Origin of the sequence: Mesorhizobium sp. B2-4-18 (genome assembly GCF_006441385.1) — a bacterium.
In the GTDB taxonomy this organism is placed as follows: Bacteria; Pseudomonadota; Alphaproteobacteria; order Rhizobiales; family Rhizobiaceae; genus Mesorhizobium; species Mesorhizobium australicum.
Genome location: NZ_VFUW01000006.1, coordinates 147,362 through 164,415 on the forward strand (window position 1 = coordinate 147,362; position 17,054 = coordinate 164,415).

Annotated in this window: 19 protein-coding genes and 1 tRNA gene; 12 read left to right on the forward strand and 8 right to left on the reverse strand. The window is 61.9% G+C overall.

Features of this window, described 5'->3' with window-relative positions:
- Nucleotides 1–48: 48 nt before the first annotated feature.
- Nucleotides 49–426, reverse strand: coding sequence for a hypothetical protein (locus tag FJ527_RS16395; RefSeq protein ID WP_041163464.1), 378 nt, complete (start codon nucleotides 424–426; stop codon nucleotides 49–51).
- A 187-nt stretch (nucleotides 427–613) separates the two neighbouring features.
- Here FJ527_RS16395 and FJ527_RS16400 point away from each other — a divergent pair, with 187 nt between their 5' ends.
- On the forward strand, nucleotides 614–1,276 hold the full coding sequence (locus tag FJ527_RS16400; protein WP_140823589.1) for an outer membrane protein: 663 nt from the start codon (nucleotides 614–616) through the stop codon (nucleotides 1,274–1,276).
- Nucleotides 1,277–1,559: 283 nt separating this feature from the next.
- A tRNA-Leu gene (locus tag FJ527_RS16405) sits at nucleotides 1,560–1,645 on the forward strand.
- Between the two features lie 82 nt (nucleotides 1,646–1,727).
- Here FJ527_RS16405 and FJ527_RS16410 read toward each other — a convergent pair.
- The 3 genes from FJ527_RS16410 to FJ527_RS16420 form a co-directional block, all read right to left on the reverse strand.
- Complete coding sequence (locus FJ527_RS16410; protein WP_140823590.1) at nucleotides 1,728–2,483, reverse strand: DUF4239 domain-containing protein; 756 nt, start codon at nucleotides 2,481–2,483, stop codon at nucleotides 1,728–1,730.
- A 200-nt stretch (nucleotides 2,484–2,683) separates the two neighbouring features.
- The gene (locus tag FJ527_RS16415; protein WP_140823591.1) at nucleotides 2,684–3,403 is read right to left on the reverse strand and encodes a carbonic anhydrase; all 720 of its coding nucleotides are present in this window, start codon (nucleotides 3,401–3,403) and stop codon (nucleotides 2,684–2,686) included.
- Nucleotides 3,404–3,570: 167 nt separating this feature from the next.
- Nucleotides 3,571–3,858 carry a PilZ domain-containing protein gene (locus FJ527_RS16420; RefSeq protein ID WP_140720594.1) on the reverse strand — a complete coding sequence of 96 codons (288 nt, stop codon included), beginning with the start codon at nucleotides 3,856–3,858 and terminating at the stop codon, nucleotides 3,571–3,573.
- A 209-nt stretch (nucleotides 3,859–4,067) separates the two neighbouring features.
- Between FJ527_RS16420 and FJ527_RS16425 the strand changes: the two genes are divergently transcribed.
- Complete coding sequence (locus tag FJ527_RS16425) at nucleotides 4,068–4,607, forward strand: J domain-containing protein (protein ID WP_015318076.1); 540 nt, start codon at nucleotides 4,068–4,070, stop codon at nucleotides 4,605–4,607.
- A 22-nt stretch (nucleotides 4,608–4,629) separates the two neighbouring features.
- Here FJ527_RS16425 and FJ527_RS16430 read toward each other — a convergent pair whose 3' ends face one another.
- Nucleotides 4,630–5,208 (reverse strand): NUDIX domain-containing protein, encoded by a 579-nt coding sequence (locus FJ527_RS16430; RefSeq protein ID WP_023773121.1) that lies wholly within the window; start codon nucleotides 5,206–5,208, stop codon nucleotides 4,630–4,632.
- 155 nt (nucleotides 5,209–5,363) lie between these two features.
- Here FJ527_RS16430 and FJ527_RS16435 point away from each other — a divergent pair, with 155 nt between their 5' ends.
- The 3 genes from FJ527_RS16435 to FJ527_RS16445 all read left to right on the forward strand — a co-directional run bounded on the left by FJ527_RS16435 (nucleotide 5,364) and on the right by FJ527_RS16445 (nucleotide 7,124).
- Nucleotides 5,364–6,467, forward strand: a complete 1,104-nt coding sequence (locus tag FJ527_RS16435) for an NADH:flavin oxidoreductase/NADH oxidase (protein ID WP_140823592.1) — start codon at nucleotides 5,364–5,366, stop codon at nucleotides 6,465–6,467.
- A gap of 109 nt (nucleotides 6,468–6,576) precedes the next feature.
- Nucleotides 6,577–6,855, forward strand: coding sequence for a DUF982 domain-containing protein (locus FJ527_RS16440; protein WP_032935880.1), 279 nt, complete (start codon nucleotides 6,577–6,579; stop codon nucleotides 6,853–6,855).
- A gap of 29 nt (nucleotides 6,856–6,884) precedes the next feature.
- Nucleotides 6,885–7,124 (forward strand): DUF2188 domain-containing protein, encoded by a 240-nt coding sequence (locus FJ527_RS16445; protein ID WP_015318080.1) that lies wholly within the window; start codon nucleotides 6,885–6,887, stop codon nucleotides 7,122–7,124.
- 70 nt (nucleotides 7,125–7,194) lie between these two features.
- On the opposite strand, the gene FJ527_RS16450 is transcribed toward FJ527_RS16445, so the two are convergent.
- Nucleotides 7,195–7,479: a hypothetical protein gene (locus FJ527_RS16450; RefSeq protein WP_015318081.1), complete on the reverse strand. Its 285-nt coding sequence runs from the start codon at nucleotides 7,477–7,479 to the stop codon at nucleotides 7,195–7,197.
- A 369-nt stretch (nucleotides 7,480–7,848) separates the two neighbouring features.
- On the opposite strand from FJ527_RS16450, the gene FJ527_RS16455 reads away from it, so the two are divergent.
- From FJ527_RS16455 to FJ527_RS16480, 6 genes are all read left to right on the forward strand, one after another.
- Nucleotides 7,849–8,592, forward strand: coding sequence for a competence/damage-inducible protein A (locus FJ527_RS16455; RefSeq protein ID WP_140823593.1), 744 nt, complete (start codon nucleotides 7,849–7,851; stop codon nucleotides 8,590–8,592).
- 82 nt (nucleotides 8,593–8,674) lie between these two features.
- Nucleotides 8,675–9,508: a universal stress protein gene (locus FJ527_RS16460; RefSeq protein ID WP_140823594.1), complete on the forward strand. Its 834-nt coding sequence runs from the start codon at nucleotides 8,675–8,677 to the stop codon at nucleotides 9,506–9,508.
- 115 nt (nucleotides 9,509–9,623) lie between these two features.
- Nucleotides 9,624–10,124, forward strand: a complete 501-nt coding sequence (gene gpt / locus FJ527_RS16465; protein ID WP_015318084.1) for a xanthine phosphoribosyltransferase — start codon at nucleotides 9,624–9,626, stop codon at nucleotides 10,122–10,124.
- Nucleotides 10,125–10,335: 211 nt separating this feature from the next.
- Nucleotides 10,336–10,824, forward strand: coding sequence for an NUDIX hydrolase (locus FJ527_RS16470; protein ID WP_015318085.1), 489 nt, complete (start codon nucleotides 10,336–10,338; stop codon nucleotides 10,822–10,824).
- Nucleotides 10,825–10,924: 100 nt separating this feature from the next.
- On the forward strand, nucleotides 10,925–11,236 hold the full coding sequence (locus FJ527_RS16475; RefSeq protein WP_140616952.1) for a PilZ domain-containing protein: 312 nt from the start codon (nucleotides 10,925–10,927) through the stop codon (nucleotides 11,234–11,236).
- Nucleotides 11,237–11,909: 673 nt separating this feature from the next.
- A complete protein-coding gene (locus FJ527_RS16480; RefSeq protein WP_140823595.1) occupies nucleotides 11,910–15,698 on the forward strand; it encodes a vitamin B12-dependent ribonucleotide reductase in 3,789 nt (1,262 codons plus the stop codon).
- A gap of 131 nt (nucleotides 15,699–15,829) precedes the next feature.
- Here the strand turns inward: FJ527_RS16480 and FJ527_RS16485 are convergent, their stop codons facing one another.
- Both FJ527_RS16485 and FJ527_RS16490 read right to left on the reverse strand, forming a co-directional pair.
- Nucleotides 15,830–16,276, reverse strand: coding sequence for a hypothetical protein (locus FJ527_RS16485; RefSeq protein ID WP_140823596.1), 447 nt, complete (start codon nucleotides 16,274–16,276; stop codon nucleotides 15,830–15,832).
- 169 nt (nucleotides 16,277–16,445) lie between these two features.
- Complete coding sequence (locus FJ527_RS16490; protein WP_246677728.1) at nucleotides 16,446–17,054, reverse strand: hypothetical protein; 609 nt, start codon at nucleotides 17,052–17,054, stop codon at nucleotides 16,446–16,448.

Sequence of the window (17,054 nt, forward strand, 5' to 3'; positions counted from 1 at the left end):
GGCGTTTTGGCCAGCGAGGAAGAATGGATTTGCCTGGAGATTGCCGGATTACTCCGGTTTCACGTCAACTTCGACCTTGGCGTCGCCGGCTGAAATCCGCTCGGCGATACGCTCGACCTCGCCGCCCTTGAACGTGCCGCTGACCATGATTTCGCCGCCGCGTATCGGCTCCACGACGCGCGGCGACATCACCACGGCGCCGTCGATGCTGAGATCGACAATCTTGCCGACATTTGCCCCCGTAAACCTGGCAAAGGCTTTGCCGCTGTCGGGAGTGAGCTTCAGGCTGAGCATGGCCTGCCCCGAAACAGAATCGGGAACGGCCACGGCCTTGGCAATGATGAGCGTCAGCGGTTCGGCCACGGCGGCCTGACCGACCAGCACCACCGCCGCGACGGCCGCGACCAAGCGGAACAAGATGCGCATAAAAGATCCTCTCACGATGGCGGTGTTTCGCACGAGGCGCGCGCCACCGCAATCGCGGCAGCACGCTACCCGCCAACTCCTCGAGACCCGCGAGGACGCTAACCGCGTTTGCAGAAATCCGATTCCGTTTTGCCGCAAATCAGGTTAGGCTCCGACCTGGGGTCTATGACTCTTCTCGGGGAGTTCGATGCATCGCCTGATGGTCGCAAGTGCCGGTCTTCTTGCCCTGTCCTTGCCGGCATTTGCTGCCGACGCGACAGTCGATGTGCCGATGACCGCGCCTGGCTTCGACTGGACCGGCTACTATGCGGGCCTGCAGGCAGGATATGGCTGGGGCCGCTCCGAGATCACCACGACGGAAGGCGCGCCGTTTTCCATCACGCCGGACGTCGGCGGTGGGTTCGTCGGCGGCCATGTCGCCGGCCTCTGGCAGTTTGATCAGGCAGTGCTGGGCGCCGAGGCGGACCTCAACTATTCCTCGGTCGACGGCACGGCGCAATCGGGCCTGGGAGATACATTCGGCGCCGACATCAAATGGTTCGGGTCGGTCAACGCCAAGGCCGGCTTCGCCATGGACCGCCTGCTGGTCTATGGCATCGGCGGCATTGCCTTTGCCGGCGTCGAGACGTCGCAGACCTCGGGGCCAGGGTTCGACAACACGGGCACAAATGTCGGCTGGACCGTGGGCGCAGGCGTCGACTACGCGCTGACAGACAAGTTCGTCGTCGGCGCGCAATATCGCTACTACGACTTCGGCTCAGAGAACCACGAGGCGCCAGCCCCCTTCAACGACCGCGATCAGAGCGTGAAACTGAACACGGTCGGCATCAATCTCAGCTACAAATTCTGAACGCAGTTCCACGGGTGACGTTTACGGCCCAGGTTTACAACGGCGCCGGCTACTTGCTGGAAAGGGGGCGGCCGGCGCCCCCAAGTGGGCGGGGGGATGGGTTGGCCTGAGAGGCGCCGGCCTAGGCGGATCAAATCCGCCACGCAGATATTTACCGATGCCCGCGGCGCGCATAATTCCGCGATCGCGCCAGTATCGTTATGCCACCTCCTCTGGGTGCGCGTTCGGCCACCGCAGAACACGACTTGACGGGCTGTGTCTGGCATCTGAAAAGGACGTGCCTGCGGACGTGGCGGAATTGGTAGACGCAAGGGACTTAAAATCCCTCGATCTCTGATCGTACGGGTTCGATTCCCGTCGTCCGCACCAGAAAAAAGTCTTCAGATTTGTTTGGATTTTTTCTCTGTTGAACCGCCGCAGCATCATTTAGCCGGCGTGCCACGGCTGCGGATCACTGCTGTAACTCGGACAGCGCCCTCTCCATCGGGGCCATTGAAATCTGGATCGGGCCGGAAAAAGCCACGTCCATGTCGAAGATCAGGTAGATCGCCCCGGCAACCAAAGCCGCCGATGCCGCGTAGGTCGAAACGGTGATCGTATTGCGTGGCGCCCTGAAGCCGAAGCTGGCGAAGATCAGCACCAGCCAGGTGACCAGGAGCGTGATCAGAGGCACCGGAATCGTGCCCTCCGACTGCTCGATCAGCACCCAGCGCAACTCCAGCACTTTCTGCAAATGCTGGCGGGCGTCCTGCACAATGAAGCCATGCGCATCGTCGGTCGGCGCCAGCGCACTCAGCCGGGTGCCGATTTCCGCCAGCAACTGCTCAGAGAGCCGGTTGGCGGCGACCAGCGTCTCGCTGGTGGGCGAAGAATCACCCGCCACGCGCTGCACATAGACGACCAGCGGCTGGCGTACCGTGTCGGTTTGCGGGCCATACTGGCGCAAGGTCCTGTCGAGAAGGATCAATTCGGTCGCATAGGCGTGCACGTTGCGGTCGATCGATTCGAAGGTGTTCCTGGCCGAGTTGATCATCAGGCCGAGCATCAGCGAGGTCATAACCCCGAACAGGTTCGCGGCGTGCCGAACCACGGTGTTCGTTTCGTCGTCACGATGTTTGGCTGGCAATTTTGGCCATATCGCCGTGCTGGCGAGCGCGGCCACCGTCAGGCATAGGAAGATTACCATTGCGATGAAAGCTTCGCGCATGCCGCTCATTCCGATTGGCAATGGCAAGGCGTCAGTTGATGACCGCCATCACTATTCCGGCGCGTCCTTGCGCCCTGCCGAACGCCTGCCGCGCCCCTTGTAGCCGAGATAGGTGGCCGTCACCGCCCCACGGAAGGCAAGCCAGACCAGACGCCGACGCATCGAGGCCCCCAGAGCCTTCGATCTCGATGGCGGGTGTGTCATTCGATGTAAGTCACCGCACCCGTTTGCAAATCATAGATTGCCGCGACTATCTTCAGCTTCCCCGCCTTGATAAGGGCGGCTAGGAGCTTGCTCGAGGCGGCCAGTCGCCTCGCGGTCCTCCGCGCGCTTTCCTTGGCGGTGTTGTCGACGAAATCACCCGCTTCGCTCCGCGCGGCTATCGCCGCGGGCAGGATCGGTTCGATCATCGGACCGATCGCGCCAGGATAGGTCGCGTTCTTGGTCACTACGTCGCACGCCGCCTTGACGGCGCCGCAGTTTGTGTGCGCGAGAACGACGATCAAGGGTGAGCCGAGCACCGCTGCCCCGTATTCGACCGTACCGAGCGTGGCGGTGTCGACGAGGTTGCCAGCATTCCGGGCGACGAACAGTTCTCCAACGCCGTGACCGCCGAAAATCAGTTCAGGCGGAACGCGACTGTCGGCGCAACTGATGATCGTGGCCCAGGGCGCCTGGTGTGCGGCAACAGCATTCCGCTGCGCGGCAAGGTCTATCGAGCAGAGTTCCGGGTGACCGACGTAGCGTTCGTTGCCGGATTTCAGTGCGGCGAGCGCGTCATCGAGGCTCAGCGCGGTCACCGCACCCTGGGCCGCACGCGCCGACCATGTGGCCCCACCAACGCCGAACACAACGAGCCCCGCGCCGACTTTGAGGAAATCCCTCCGGTCGACCGCTTTGCCATCACAGGTGCTGCACATTCTCAATTCCCCGCCCTGGTCCCCAAGGCATAATATGCGCTTGCTCTAATATATAGCAAGCGATCGGCGACAACGTCAGGATTGATGAGATGGCGGCGGGATGCGAGACGACGAAAGCCACCGGCAACGCAGTGCTGGGTGCCCTCGTATCAACCGACTTACCGCCTTTAGGTGACCTTCAGCGAGAAATTGCCGTGGATCTGGATGCCCAGTCGCTCGCCCTTTCTCCAGCGCACTTCCGCTCGATAAGTCGCACCGTCCAACGGCACGCGCAGCCGGAAGGTATTTGGCACTTCAACCCCCACAGCGACACGCAACTCGGCGCCATGCTCATGCTGGTTTCTGACGGCGCAGCCTATTTCGCCATCCTGCGTGATTATGAACGCCTCCTTCAAAACCACCTCGCGTAAGTGCGTTCGACGCTCTACTGGAGGTTCAGAAGGTTTATCGGTCATGGCAAGCCGCCTCCGACGAGCGAAATGCTACCAGACCAAGGTCTGCAGCTCAGGACGCAAAGGTCTGACGTTTTCGCTTAATTCGTGTATCTGACCCTTTGTACGCTCGGCACATTAGTAAATCGTGAAATATATACTCTATGGTCGTCGCCAAAATTGTCACCTGACGCTGAGACACAGACGGCGAGAATGGCATGGGGAAGCCAGGTATGTTCATCGACTTCTACGAAATGCTGGAAATCAGTCCGAATGCCAATTCGGAAACGATAGAACGCATTTTTCGGCATTTTGCCATGCGCTACCACCCCGACAACCAAGTCACCGGCAACGAGTCACGCTTCAGCGATATTCTTGAGGCTCACAACACGCTCAAGGATCCGGTCAAGCGTGCGCAATACGACATTCAGTACAAGGCGCATTTGAACCACCGGGCCGAGCTGACCGATGAGGCGAGCAACACAAAGGGCTTCGATCGAGATTCCGTCATTCAAGCCAAAGTGCTGTCACTGCTGTATGTAAAACGCCGACAGGACGTCAATCATCCCGGGATAGGCGACGAAGAACTCGAACGAATGTCAGGCTGTCCGCAAGAGCACCTCGAGTTTCACCTCTGGTATCTGAAAGCAAAGGGCTGGATAGCCAGGACGGAAAACGGCACGTTCGCCATAACCGTCGAAGGCGTCGATCGCGTTAATTCCGAACATCATCGTGACGCGGCCACCACCCGACTGTTGGGTCACGCGGGCTGAATTGAGATCGCTCGGTCTCTGATCAAGCCGTCACCGGATTCAGCTTCAGGTGCTGGATCAGGATGATGGTCTTGGCATCGACAATGCGGCCATCGGCGATGCCGGCCAGCGCTTCGTCGAGCGGCATTTCCAGGACCTCGATGTCCTCGCCCTCCTCCGGAGCGCCGCCGCCGGCCGAGATGCGGTCGGCGGGCGAGTAGCGCGCGACGAAGAACCAGAGCCGCTCGGTGACGCTGCCCGGGCTCATATAAGGCGAAAACAGCCGCTCGATGTCCTTCAACCGGTAACCCAGTTCTTCCTCGGCTTCCTTGCGGATGGCGGTTTCCGGATCGTTTTCGTCCAGCAAGCCGGCGCAGGCCTCGATCAGCGGCTCGCGGTGGCCGGTGACATAGGCGGGATAACGGAACTGGCGCACCAGAAGCACAGTCGAACGCTGGGGGTCATAGGGCAGGATCACCGCGCCGTCGCCGCGATCATAGGTCTGGCGGACCTGCGTCTCCCATTGACCGTCACGCCGGCGATAGTCGAGCACGGTCTTTTTCAGGACCGCCCAGTCGTCGGAGAGAACCTCTTCCGAGCGGATACGAACGCGGTCTTCCATATGACACCTCGATGCTGGCTGGCGGACGCAGGCGTAGCCGCGAAGCGGAACAGGCGCAATCCGGCGATTGGTCCAGCGCGCGCTTCACCGTCTCGTGTGTGGTATGGACGGGTGCCGTCGCCTAGATAGCGCATTCCCCTTCCCGGAGTTTTTCCATGACGACATCGCTTTTCCAGCCGATCACCCTCGATGGGCTCACCTTCCCCAACCGCATCGCCGTGGCGCCGATGTGCCAGTATTCCGCCGAGGACGGCTCGGCCAGCGACTGGCATCTTTACCACTGGATGAACCTTGCCATGTCCGGTGCCGGCATGGTCACGGTGGAGATGACCGACGTCGAGCGGCGCGGGCGCATCAGCCATGGCTGTCTCGGCCTCTATTCCGAAGACAATGAAGCCGCCGCGAGGCGCGCGCTGGATGCGGCCAAGCGCGTGGCCGCACCCGGCACTAAGTTCGGCACGCAGCTGGCGCATGCCGGCCGCAAGGCCTCGAACCGCAAGCCCTGGGAAGGCGGCGGCCCATTGCAGCCAAACGAGGATCCCTGGCAGACCGTCTCGGCTTCGGCCATCGCCTACGACACCGGCTGGAACGTGCCGCGCGCCCTGGACGACGAGGAAATCCTGCAGCTCGTCGAGCGGTTCGCGGACGCCGCAAGGCGGGCCGACCGTGCCGGCTTCGACTTCATCGAACTGCATGCGGCGCATGGCTACCTCATCTTCCAGTTCCTGTCGCCGCTCTCCAACCAGCGCACGGATCGCTGGGGTGGCTCGCTGCAAAACCGGATGCGTCTCGTCGTCGAGATCGCCAGGGCGGTGAAGAAAGCCGCGCCGAAACTGATGCTCGGCGCACGGCTGTCGGTGAAGGACTGGGTCGATGGCGGCTTTGACGTCGCGGACGCGGTCGAGGTGGCGAAAGCGCTGAAGGCCGAAGGCGTCGCCTATCTCTGCTGCTCGAGCGGCGGCAATTCGCCATTGCAGAAATTACCCACCGGCCCCGGCTATCAGGTGCATCTGGCCGAAGCCGTGCGCAAGGGCGCGGGCATCCCGACCCGGGCGGTCGGCCTGATCGACGACCCGAAACAGGCCGAGGCTGTTATCGCCGAGGGTCGCGCCGACATGGTGGCGCTGGCGCGAGCCTTCCTCGCCGATCCGCGCTGGGGATGGCGTGCGGCCGCCACGTTCAGCGAAAAGATTCATCCGGCGCCGCAGCTCGCCCGCTCGGTGATGACGATGGAACATTGGATGAAGGCCGCCGGCTGATCGCCCTTTCTCCCGACGCCGGCGCGCTTGCGCAACGGCGTCGCGACCTTTGGGCGCAGGCCGAAGGCCACTTTTGCAACCAAATTGGCTGGTTTGCGTTGCGGCCATGATGATGGACAACAAACCCTTTGAAACGCCGGTCGTGGTCGAGCTTGGCCATGTCGGCAAATATCGCCATATCCGCTCGACCCAGGAGGCGGCCGAGTGCTTGATGACGGTGTGGCCGCTCAATCGCGGGCCTCGTCATCGTGATGCCCTCGACACTTGCCTCAAAGTGCTGGAAGGTTATCGTTCGACAGCGGAAGCGCGCCGGGCACTGATCGAGGCGGCCAGGGAATCGGAAGTGCTGGTGCCCGACGACAAGCTGCCCGACGACCGGCTGCATTGAGCAGGCGGACCTTTTAACTGGAGGTTTTGATGGCGAAGCTGACTTACAAGATCGTCGAGCATGACGGTGGCTGGGCCTACAAGGTCGGTGCGACCTTCTCGGAGACATTTCCCACCCATCAGGATGCATTGCGTGCCGCCGAGATCGCTTCGGCCGAACAGCAGGTGGCGGGCTCCACCGATGGTATCCAGTATGAGGACGCCGAGGGCAAATGGCACGAGGAACTGGCCGACGGCCGCGATCGGCCCCAGACTGAAATCTCGGATTGATCCAGCCCTGCGCCAGCCGCGGACGCCAGGAGAGACGGCGTCCCGCGGCAGGCAATACGCGGCTGCCTATTTACTTGCCGCAATACTGATCGTTGACGTTGCCCTGAGCGTTCGCATCGGGGCCTGGCGTGCTTGAGGCACAAGGCCCGGCCGGGCCGGGGTTGCCAAGGGTGCTCAATCCAGAGCCGTCGGCGTTGATGCTGCCAGTGGTGCTCTGGTCGATGGCCGACGAATCCTCATTGCCGAACAGCCACCAATTGTGATGGTTGGAATAGGTAGCGTCCGACGATTGGGCCATCGCCGATGTGGCGAGACCGATCGTCAGGACGGATGCTGCGAAAAGTTTCCTGTACATTGATTTTACTCCGTATCTTGATCTTGGCCGCCTTGGGATGCGACACGGGGTAAACCTGACCGTCAGCCGAATGGTTCCCTGAAATTCTCGTGAAGTGGCGGTGATGTCGGGTGACAAAAGCGCGTGCCGCCATGCGCTCGAAGGCTGTGGCCTGTTCGGGCGCGACGGATTGCGGCACCACCTCGGCCCTGGTCGCCCTCCGCGACCGAGGACAATCCGGAAGGGCTTGTTCCCATCCTGGTCAAGCCGCGCTTGGTACTGCAATGCAAGTGATATCTGGTGGACGTGTCGGATCGTTCGCCTTTGGACGGCATTGCCGCCGCCCATCCGCCGCGCTATTTCAGGCGACCCGTCCTGCCGGAGCCTTCCATGCCTGAAATCGTCACTGCCGCCATGCTCGTCATCGGCGATGAGATTCTGTCCGGCCGCACCAAGGACAAGAACATCGGCCATCTCGCCGATATCATGACGGCGATCGGCATCGACCTGAAGGAGGTGCGCATTGTTCCCGACGAGGAAGACGAGATCGTCGCGGCGGTGAATGCCGTGCGCGCACGTTATACCTATGTCTTCACCACCGGCGGCATCGGCCCGACGCATGACGACATCACAGCCGATTCGATCGCCAAGGCGTTCGGCGTGCCTTGCGAATACGATGCCAAGGCTTATGCCCTGCTGGAGGCGAGCTATGCCGCGCGCGGCATCGAATACACGGAGGCACGCAAGCGCATGGCGCGGATGCCGCGCGGCGCCGACCATATCGACAACCCCGTCTCCGTGGCGCCCGGATTCCGCATTGGCAACGTCCATGTCATGGCCGGCGTGCCCTCGATCTTCCAGGCCATGCTCGACAATGTCGTGCCGACCTTGAGAGCCGGCACCAAAATGCTGTCGGCCACGGTGCACTGTCCGTTCGGCGAGGGCCTTGTCGGCGGGCCATTGGGCGAGATCCAGAAAGCCCATCCGGATACGATCATCGGCTCCTACCCCAAGTATGGCGACGGCAAGTTCTGGACCGAACTGGTCGTTCGTGCCCGCAGCGCGGAGGCGCTTGAAGCCGCGCGCGCCGACGTCGAGGCCATGGTGGCAGGCTTCGCGGCTGAGGCGAGCTGATCCGCTGCAAACCGGAACCAAGAACGACGCTACAGCGTTTCCATGGCGCGGGGCTCGTCGCTCGCACGATCGAGGGGTCATCATGCGTTTCAAGACCATCGTTGCCATTCTGCAGAACGAGCAGGACGCCGAGCGGGTGCTCGACTGCGCCATTCCGCTTGCCAGCCGCTTCGAGAGCCATCTGATCGGCATCCATGCCGAGGCGCTCCCGGTGCCCTACACGTCGGCGACGGGCTTTCCCGATACGGAGTTCCTGCAGGTTTCCGCCGACATGAACCGGGAGCGGGCCGACAAACTCCAGGCTGTCTTCATGAAGCGGATCGAGGATTCCGGCCTTTCCTTCGAATGGCGCAGCCTGGAGAGCTTCTCCGGCGACAGCGCACTGACCGGGATTTCAAGCGTGCGCGCCTCCGATCTCATCATCGCCGCCCAACGCGAGACCGGCGGCGATCCGAGTGCCGACGTCGATACGCTTGTCTACGACGCCGGCCGGCCGGTGCTGGTGGTGCCGAGTGCGGGTCCGCTGGTCACCACCTTCAAACGCGTGCTGCTTGCCTGGAACGGCAGCAAGGAGGCCGCGCGCGCCGCGTTCGATGCCTTGCCTTTCATCATCGAGGCCGAGAAAACCGACATACTGGTCATCGATCCGCCCGATACGCTCGACGAGCGCCCGGAGGCAGCGGGCGCCGAAATCGCGTCGGCCCTGTCGCGCCACGGCGCCACCGTTAGCGTCTCGGTGCAGAAATCGGGCGGTACCTCGGTCGACGACATAATCCAGAACAGGATCACCGAGACCGGCGCCGATCTGCTGGTGCTTGGCGCCTACAGCCACTCCTGGCTGCGCCAGCTGCTGTTCGGCGGGGTAACACGCACGGTGCTGCGCTCGGCACAGGTCGCGGCCTTCCTGTCGCGATAAGTCCACAGCGATTGCTGCCGGCCACCCTTGCCAAGTCCGGGGGTTTCCAGTTAATTCCGCGCGCATTCCCCTGTTTCTTGCACGCGGCCGCCGCGTGCCGTGGAGTGCGCGAGACATGTCCCTTCCCGAAAAAGCCTTCCCGGTCTCCTGGGACCAGTTCCATCGCGACGCGCGCGCACTTGCCTGGCGGCTTGCCGGCACTAGCAAAGGTCAGTGGAAGGCTATCGTGTGCATCACACGTGGTGGCCTGGTCCCGGCGGCGATCATTTCGCGCGAACTCGGCATCCGCGTGATCGAGACGGTCTGTGTCGCCTCTTATCACGACTACACCAGCCAAGGGCAGTTGCAGGTGCTGAAGGAGATCACACCGGCCTTGCTGGCCGACGATGGCGCCGGCGTGCTGATCGTCGACGACCTGACCGACACCGGCAAGACCGCCGGAATCGTGCGGGCAATGATGCCGAAGGCCCATTTCGCGACCGTTTACGCCAAGCCGAAAGGCCGGCCGCTGGTCGATACGTTCGTCACCGAGGTCAGCCAGGACACCTGGATCTATTTCCCTTGGGACATGGGTTTCACCTATCAGAAGCCAATCGCCGACGATCACGCCGGCTGATTCGCGGCAAGCTGCTTTTTTCCAATCAAGCCAGCGCCGACGGCCAATATTTGCTTGCGCGGAGGCACCCGCCGCCAAGATATCCTGTGAAATCGACCCTTGTTGGCGGAAATCAGCCAGCGTGACCGAAGTTTTTACTTTTATAGGTCACAATTAGCCGTAAGATTCATGAGGCGGCAAACGATTCTGGAGGCTGGGGCTAGCTTCTCCGATGTTGACACGGCCAACGACGCACAACCACCTTGCTGAAAGGGTCAGGCGACTCTTCGGCACGGCGCCGTGCCGTCTGCAGGTTGCCGCCCTGCCTTGGCGCGATGTCGGGAACGGCGTCGAGGTCATGTTGATCACCAGCCGTGATACTGGCCGCTGGGTGCTTCCAAAAGGCTGGCCGGAAGCCAGGGAGCCGCTCTGCGAAGCGGCCGCCCGCGAGGCCGCCGAGGAAGCCGGTTTGCGCGGAAACATCTCTCATCTCGAAGCCGGCCGCTATTTCTATGCCAAGGTGCTGGCTTCGGGCGAAGAAGTGCCTTGCGAGGTTCTGGTGTTCCCACTGCACGTCGACAAGATCGCGGATCGCTGGAAGGAAAAGCACTCCCGCACCCGCAAATGGGTCAGCTCCAGCGAAGCCGTGCGCATGGTCAATGAACCCGACCTTTGCCAGATCATCGCCTATTTCTGTGCCGACCCACGCAGGTTCTCCTGATCGGCGCCTTTCGCGTGTATCGCGGCGGACACACAACCTTGTGCGGCAAGGGTTTGCTAATTTTTCTTGGTTAGGATCGATCAGTCCTGGCGTTTGATCGATGGCGAATCCCGCAGACCCACTTCAGCACGACCCCGGCGAGCCGCAGCGCGAGCATCGCCCGCGCGTGCTCAAAGGTGGAACAGTCATCACGGGGATCCAGAATTCCGAAGTCGCCTGTATGGTGCGCAACCAGCATGCGGGCGGCGCCGAACTGAAATTACCGGCCGAAGCCAGGGTTCCCGATCATTTCCTTCTCTACATACCGCTCGACGGCGTCGCCTATCGCTGCGAGGTCCGCTGGCGCCGCAGCGACCGGATCGGCGTACAGTTCAACGGGACCGAACCCAAGCCGAAGCTACACTACGGCTGAGGCCCGGCCCACCGGCTTGGCTGGCTTTTTGCGGCATCCCAGCAAATGTTTCGCAGCGCCCGTGCCGCTGGCCAACGATCGCACCGGCTTGCCGCCGGGCAGATGGCCGACGGCGGGTCGATTCTATCCCCGTTATCCACATGTGTGACACACAAGATGTTGGGGTCACAAAAGCTACGCAAACGAATCCTTGACGGCTCTAAACGAGTCGCCTTTTATAGGCCATGCGCTCCTGTTGAGAGCGCGACCGGAAAGTTCTGAGCCCGGTCTTTTTCCCGGATTATGTGCGTTTTGCCCGCATTTCCGCCTGTTTACGAGGCCGGCGGAAGCGTTGGGATTGTGGGTTGGGTGGGCGACGAAAGGGAGAATTGTCGGACTGGAATAAATTGTCTGTTAATACTATATTTAGTGTTTGCAGCTAAGTTCGACGCTAGATAGTGTGAATTTCCCTCGAGTGAGGGAATCGAAAAATTCAGTTTTGAGGGGCCCGCGGGCCGGTTGGCAGCCTCGGCAGATGCTTGGCAAGGCGTGTTGTCGTGTGCGTGGCTGAGCCTGCGAAGAGGAGATGCCGGCATTGTTCGCAATGCCGGCAAACGGCGGACTGCGCGTTTCGTCTTTTGGGGCAGAAATCCCCTGATGAAAGCGCTATATGTAGACAAAAGGGACCGGACCAATGCGCATCGAGCGTCGTTTCACCAAGCCAGGACATGCAGGCCAAGAAGGGGCCGCTTATGCGGAGATCGAATTCCGCAAGGCGCTTTCCGAGATCAAGAATCCGGATGGCTCGGTGGTGTTCCGCCTGGACAACATCGATGTGCCTGCGCAGTTTTCCCAGGTCGCCGCCGACATCCTGGCTCAGAAATATTTCCGCAAGGCCGGCGTTCCCGCGCGCCTGAAGAAGGTCGAGGAGAACGACGTCCCCTCTTTCCTGTGGCGTTCCGTCGCCGACGAAGCCGAACTCGCCAAGCTTCCCGAGGCCGAGCGCTACGGCTCCGAGATCGATGCCCGCCAGGTCTTCGACCGGCTGGCCGGCACCTGGACCTATTGGGGCTGGAAGGGCGGCTACTTCAAGGCGTCGGAGGAAGACGCGCGCGCCTTCCGTGACGAGCTTGCCTATATGCTGGCGACCCAGCGCGTCGCGCCGAACTCGCCGCAATGGTTCAACACCGGCCTGCACTGGGCCTATGGCATAGACGGTCCGAGCCAGGGTCACTTCTATGTCGATCCGTTCACCGGCAAGCTGACCAAGTCGAAATCCTCCTACGAGCATCCGCAGCCGCATGCCTGCTTCATCCAGGGCGTGCAGGACGACCTCGTCAACGAGGGCGGCATCATGGATCTGTGGGTGCGCGAGGCGCGCCTGTTCAAATATGGCTCCGGCACCGGCTCGAACTTCTCGCTGCTGCGCGGCGAAGGCGAAAAGCTGTCCGGCGGCGGCCGCTCGTCCGGCCTGATGAGCTTCCTCAAGATCGGCGACCGCGCCGCTGGCGCCATCAAGTCGGGCGGCACGACGCGCCGAGCGGCGAAAATGGTCATCGTCGACGCCGACCACCCCGATATCGAGGAATTCATCGACTGGAAGGTCAATGAAGAGCAGAAGGTCGCCTCGCTGGTGACCGGCTCCAAGATCGTCAAGAAGCATCTCGAAGCGATCATGAAGGCCTGCGTGAACTGCGAAGGCCATGACAACGACTGCTTCGATCCGGCCATCAACACGGCGCTGAAGCGCGAAATCAAGTTGGCCAAGAAATCGGCTGTGCCGGAAAACTACATCTACCGCGTCATCCAGTTCGCCAAGCAGGGCTACACCTCGATGTCGTTCAAGACCTACGACACCGACTGGGATTCTGACGCCTACCTCACCGTTTCGGGCCAGAACTCCAACAATTCGGTGTCGCTGAAGGACAATTTCCTGCGCGCCGTTGAAGAGGACGCAGACTGGCACCTGACCGCCCGCAAGGACGGCAAGGTCTTGAAGACACTGAAGGCGCGGGACCTCTGGGAAAAGATCGGCTACGCCGCCTGGGCGTCGGCTGATCCCGGCCTGCACTTCAACACCACGATGAACGACTGGCACACCTGCGCTTCGGCCGGTGCGATCCGGGCCTCCAACCCGTGCTCGGAATACATGTTCCTCGACGACACGGCCTGCAATCTCGCCTCGATCAACCTGCTGCCCTACCGCAATGCCGACGGCACGATCGATATCGCAGCCTACGAGCACACCGTGCGGCTGTGGACCATGGTGCTGGAAATCTCGGTCATGATGGCGCAGTTCCCGTCGAAGGAGATCGCCAAGCTCTCCTACGACTACCGCACGCTGGGCCTCGGCTACGCCAATATTGGCGGCCTGCTGATGACCTCGGGCATTCCCTACGATTCCGACGAGGGCCGCGCCATCTGTGCCGCGCTGACCGCCATCATGACCGGCGTCGCCTACTCCACCTCGGCCGAGATGGCCTCCGAGCTCGGCGCCTTCCCCGACTATGACCGCAACGCCCAGAACATGCTGCGCGTCATGCGCAATCATCGCCGCGCCGCCTATGGCGACAAGGACGGCTACGAGAAGCTGGCCGTCAATCCTGTGCCTCTCGTCGCATCGGACCTGAAGCAGCAGGACCTGGCCATCCACGCCAAGGCCGCCTGGGACCGCGCCATCGAACTCGGCGAGGAGCATGGCTACCGCAACGCACAGGCAACCGTGATCGCGCCGACCGGCACGATCGGCCTGGTCATGGATTGCGACACCACCGGTATCGAGCCCGACTTCGCCCTGGTGAAGTTCAAGAAGCTCGCCGGCGGCGGCTATTTCAAGATCATCAACCGCGCCGTGCCGGAAGCGCTTCGCACGCTGGGCTATTCCGAGAGCCAGATCGCCGAGATCGAGGCCTATGCCGTCGGCCACGGCAATCTCAACCAGGCGCCGGCCGTCAACCCCGGCTCGCTCAAGGCCAAGGGCTTCACCGACGACAAGATCGCGGCGCTCAACGCGGCGCTGAAGTCGGCCTTCGACATCAAGTTCGTCTTCAACCAGTGGACGCTCGGCGCCGACTGGGTGAAGGAGACCTTCGGTTTCACCGACGAGCAGCTCAACGACTTCTCGTTCGAAATGCTGCCGGCACTGGGTTTCTCCAGGAAGGACATCGAGGCCGCCAACATTCATGTCTGCGGTGCGATGACGCTGGAGGGCGCGCCCTTCCTCAAGGCCGAACACCTCCCCGTGTTCGACTGCGCCAGCCCCTGCGGCAAGATCGGTAAGCGCTCGCTGTCGATCAACAGCCACATCCAGATGATGGCGGCGGCACAGCCCTTCATTTCCGGCGCCATCTCCAAGACCATCAACATGCCGAACGACGCGACGGTGGAGGATGCCAAGAGCGCCTACATGCTGTCGTGGAAGCTGGCGCTGAAGGCCAACGCGCTCTACCGCGACGGCTCGAAGCTGTCGCAGCCGCTCAATGCGTCGCTGCTCGCCGATGGCGACGAGGACGAGGACGAGGCGATCGAACAGCTGATCCAGGCACCGGCTGCGGCGCGCGCGGCGCAGATCACCGAGCGCATCGTCGAACGCATCATCGAACGCGTGTCGCGCGAGCAGGAAAAGCTGCCCGGCCGCCGCAAGGGTTATACGCAGAAGGCCAAGATCGGCGGCAACACCATCTTCCTTCGCACCGGCGAATATGACGATGGGCGTCTCGGCGAGATCTTCATCGACATGAACAAGGAGGGCGCCACCCTGCGTGGCCTTCTCAACAACTTCGCCATCGCGATCTCGCTTGGCCTGCAGTATGGCGTGCCGCTCGACGAATATGTGCACGCCTTCACCTTCACCAAGTTCGAGCCGGCCGGCATGGTCATCGGCAACGATGCCATCAAGAGCGCGACGTCGATCCTCGACTATGTGTTCCGTGAGCTGGCCATTTCGTATCTCGGCCGCAACGATCTCGCCCATGTCGACCAGTCGGATTTCTCCAACACCGCACTCGGCCGTGGCATCAGCGAAGGCAAGACCGACGCAGTCTCCAAGGGCCTGACCCGCGGTTCGCCGGTGAAGCTGGTGTCGAGGGCAGGCGAGCCGAAGGGCTTTGCCGGCTCCGGCACCCCTGCCCGCTCGGCGCCGACAGCCTTCTCCGGCTCCAACGTGCTGGCGCTGAAGCCCGCAACCGACGAGGCGGTCGCCTACAAGCGAGACTACGAGGAGCGGGCTAGGGAATTGGCGGAAGACATCGCCTTCGAGGAAGCGGCCTCCGATGCCTCGACCGATACCACCGCGGCGCTGTTCACCGATACGGCGGCCCATGAAGCGGCCGAAGCGAAGAAACTCGCCGCCGACCGCCGCGCCAAGTCGCTGCTGCAGGGCTACACCGGCAATTCCTGCTCCGAGTGCCAGAATTTTACCATGGTGCGGAACGGGACTTGCGAGAAGTGCGATACTTGCGGTGCCACGAGCGGGTGCAGCTGAGGGGTTTGTTCGAGCCCAAAGGTCGTAAATGCAACGACGCCGACAACTCTGGATTTCGGCGTCGTTGAAAGCGGCATACGGGACAACTTGAAAGCCCCAATCGGGAAATCGATCCCCGTTTACGACGTTTGCTATTGGCCCGCCTTTTCGATCTGCCTTGTTTTTCGACGTATACGGCCCAGAGTGTCCAGAACTCTCAACCGCTTCAACGGGACGCCGCCATACTCTGTAAGTGAACGGCGGCCCTTGCTGTCTACAACGGTCAGCATCGCACGGCGCCATTCTTCTCTGGCATCAAACGCGGCTAGGAAGCTCTGAAAATCAGTCGCTTCGGCGCCGTTTTTCTTGCAGAAGTCGGGGAAGGCTTGCCCGAATGTGATCGCGGCGCTTTCCAACCGTTGCGAAGCGCGACCTCTAACAACACGTCCACGCAGGAAGTCGATCTCGATTACTCCACCTGGGCTGATCGCAGCCTCTTCGAACACCTCGGTTTGGCAGAAGCCGACAACAAAACCCAGCCCACTTGCCATTGAGTCAGCGAAGTTGTGAGCGATTGCGCAAAGGCGGTCATGCTTCATGTTTGGAGAATAGCAAGCTCATCGTCTGCTTTCAATTTCATCTTGGGCCGTTCGGCGTTTATGAACTCACTGCCTAGAGGCAGATCATCACTAACTTCCGCGAATATAGCCTGCCAGTTGCAGCCACGATCTGTGTGGCTAGGATCTGGCTTGACCGCGGCTCCTCACCCTAGGGCAACACCCGCAGCGTCTGCTCATCAAACAACGGCTCATCCTGGCCCACGCGGACGAACATCAGCTTGTGTCCCTCACCTGCCGGCACCTCGAAATACTGGATGCCATCAGGCATTTCGCCCCAGTCGCCGCAGGGCGGTTCGGGGACCTCGTCAGGGTCGGCCTGCGCCTTCAGCTCTTTCGCATAAGCGGCGTCGGGGCTGAATGTGTAGCGTTTGACGCCGGCGGGCACGGTGCCCTCCGTGTAAGGCGCGAGCACGCAGCGGGCGCTGACGGCCTTGTCGGTCTTTTCCAGGAACAGACGCCGCATGGCAGCCTCCGCGGTTTCGCCAGGCTGGATGTCGAGCACCTCGACAAGCGGATCTGGCGCACCGCCATCGCTGTATTTGATGGCAAGCGCATTGCCGACAAACTCGAAATGGATCTGGCGAAAGCCGGAATCGCAGCGCTGCGCCCATGCGACCAGGCCGATCGTCTTGTCCGTCAGTTTTTCCCAAACGCATTTGTCGATCGGCTGCCGCGATGGTACCGGCTCCTCCGCACGCGCCCCGGCAGATACCGTCACGGACGCGAACAGGGCGCAGGTCCAGACGATCGATCTCAT

Coding starts and splice junctions, on each gene's coding strand:
- FJ527_RS16455 (WP_140823593.1), top strand. CDS start 7,849: ATGCCTGAAATCGTCACTGCCGCCATGCTCGTCATCGGCGATGAGATT.
- FJ527_RS16480 (WP_140823595.1), top strand. CDS start 11,910: ATGCGCATCGAGCGTCGTTTCACCAAGCCAGGACATGCAGGCCAAGAA.
- FJ527_RS16485 (WP_140823596.1), bottom strand. CDS start 16,276: ATGAAGCATGACCGCCTTTGCGCAATCGCTCACAACTTCGCTGACTCA.
- FJ527_RS16400 (WP_140823589.1), top strand. CDS start 614: ATGCATCGCCTGATGGTCGCAAGTGCCGGTCTTCTTGCCCTGTCCTTG.
- FJ527_RS16415 (WP_140823591.1), bottom strand. CDS start 3,403: ATGTGCAGCACCTGTGATGGCAAAGCGGTCGACCGGAGGGATTTCCTC.
- FJ527_RS16395 (WP_041163464.1), bottom strand. CDS start 426: ATGCGCATCTTGTTCCGCTTGGTCGCGGCCGTCGCGGCGGTGGTGCTG.
- FJ527_RS16430 (WP_023773121.1), bottom strand. CDS start 5,208: ATGGAAGACCGCGTTCGTATCCGCTCGGAAGAGGTTCTCTCCGACGAC.
- FJ527_RS16460 (WP_140823594.1), top strand. CDS start 8,675: ATGCGTTTCAAGACCATCGTTGCCATTCTGCAGAACGAGCAGGACGCC.
- FJ527_RS16475 (WP_140616952.1), top strand. CDS start 10,925: ATGGCGAATCCCGCAGACCCACTTCAGCACGACCCCGGCGAGCCGCAG.
- FJ527_RS16450 (WP_015318081.1), bottom strand. CDS start 7,479: ATGTACAGGAAACTTTTCGCAGCATCCGTCCTGACGATCGGTCTCGCC.
- FJ527_RS16425 (WP_015318076.1), top strand. CDS start 4,068: ATGTTCATCGACTTCTACGAAATGCTGGAAATCAGTCCGAATGCCAAT.
- FJ527_RS16490 (WP_246677728.1), bottom strand. CDS start 17,054: ATGAGATCGATCGTCTGGACCTGCGCCCTGTTCGCGTCCGTGACGGTA.
- FJ527_RS16445 (WP_015318080.1), top strand. CDS start 6,885: ATGGCGAAGCTGACTTACAAGATCGTCGAGCATGACGGTGGCTGGGCC.
- FJ527_RS16440 (WP_032935880.1), top strand. CDS start 6,577: ATGATGGACAACAAACCCTTTGAAACGCCGGTCGTGGTCGAGCTTGGC.
- FJ527_RS16435 (WP_140823592.1), top strand. CDS start 5,364: ATGACGACATCGCTTTTCCAGCCGATCACCCTCGATGGGCTCACCTTC.
- FJ527_RS16410 (WP_140823590.1), bottom strand. CDS start 2,483: ATGCGCGAAGCTTTCATCGCAATGGTAATCTTCCTATGCCTGACGGTG.
- FJ527_RS16420 (WP_140720594.1), bottom strand. CDS start 3,858: ATGACCGATAAACCTTCTGAACCTCCAGTAGAGCGTCGAACGCACTTA.
- FJ527_RS16470 (WP_015318085.1), top strand. CDS start 10,336: ATGTTGACACGGCCAACGACGCACAACCACCTTGCTGAAAGGGTCAGG.
- gpt (WP_015318084.1), top strand. CDS start 9,624: ATGTCCCTTCCCGAAAAAGCCTTCCCGGTCTCCTGGGACCAGTTCCAT.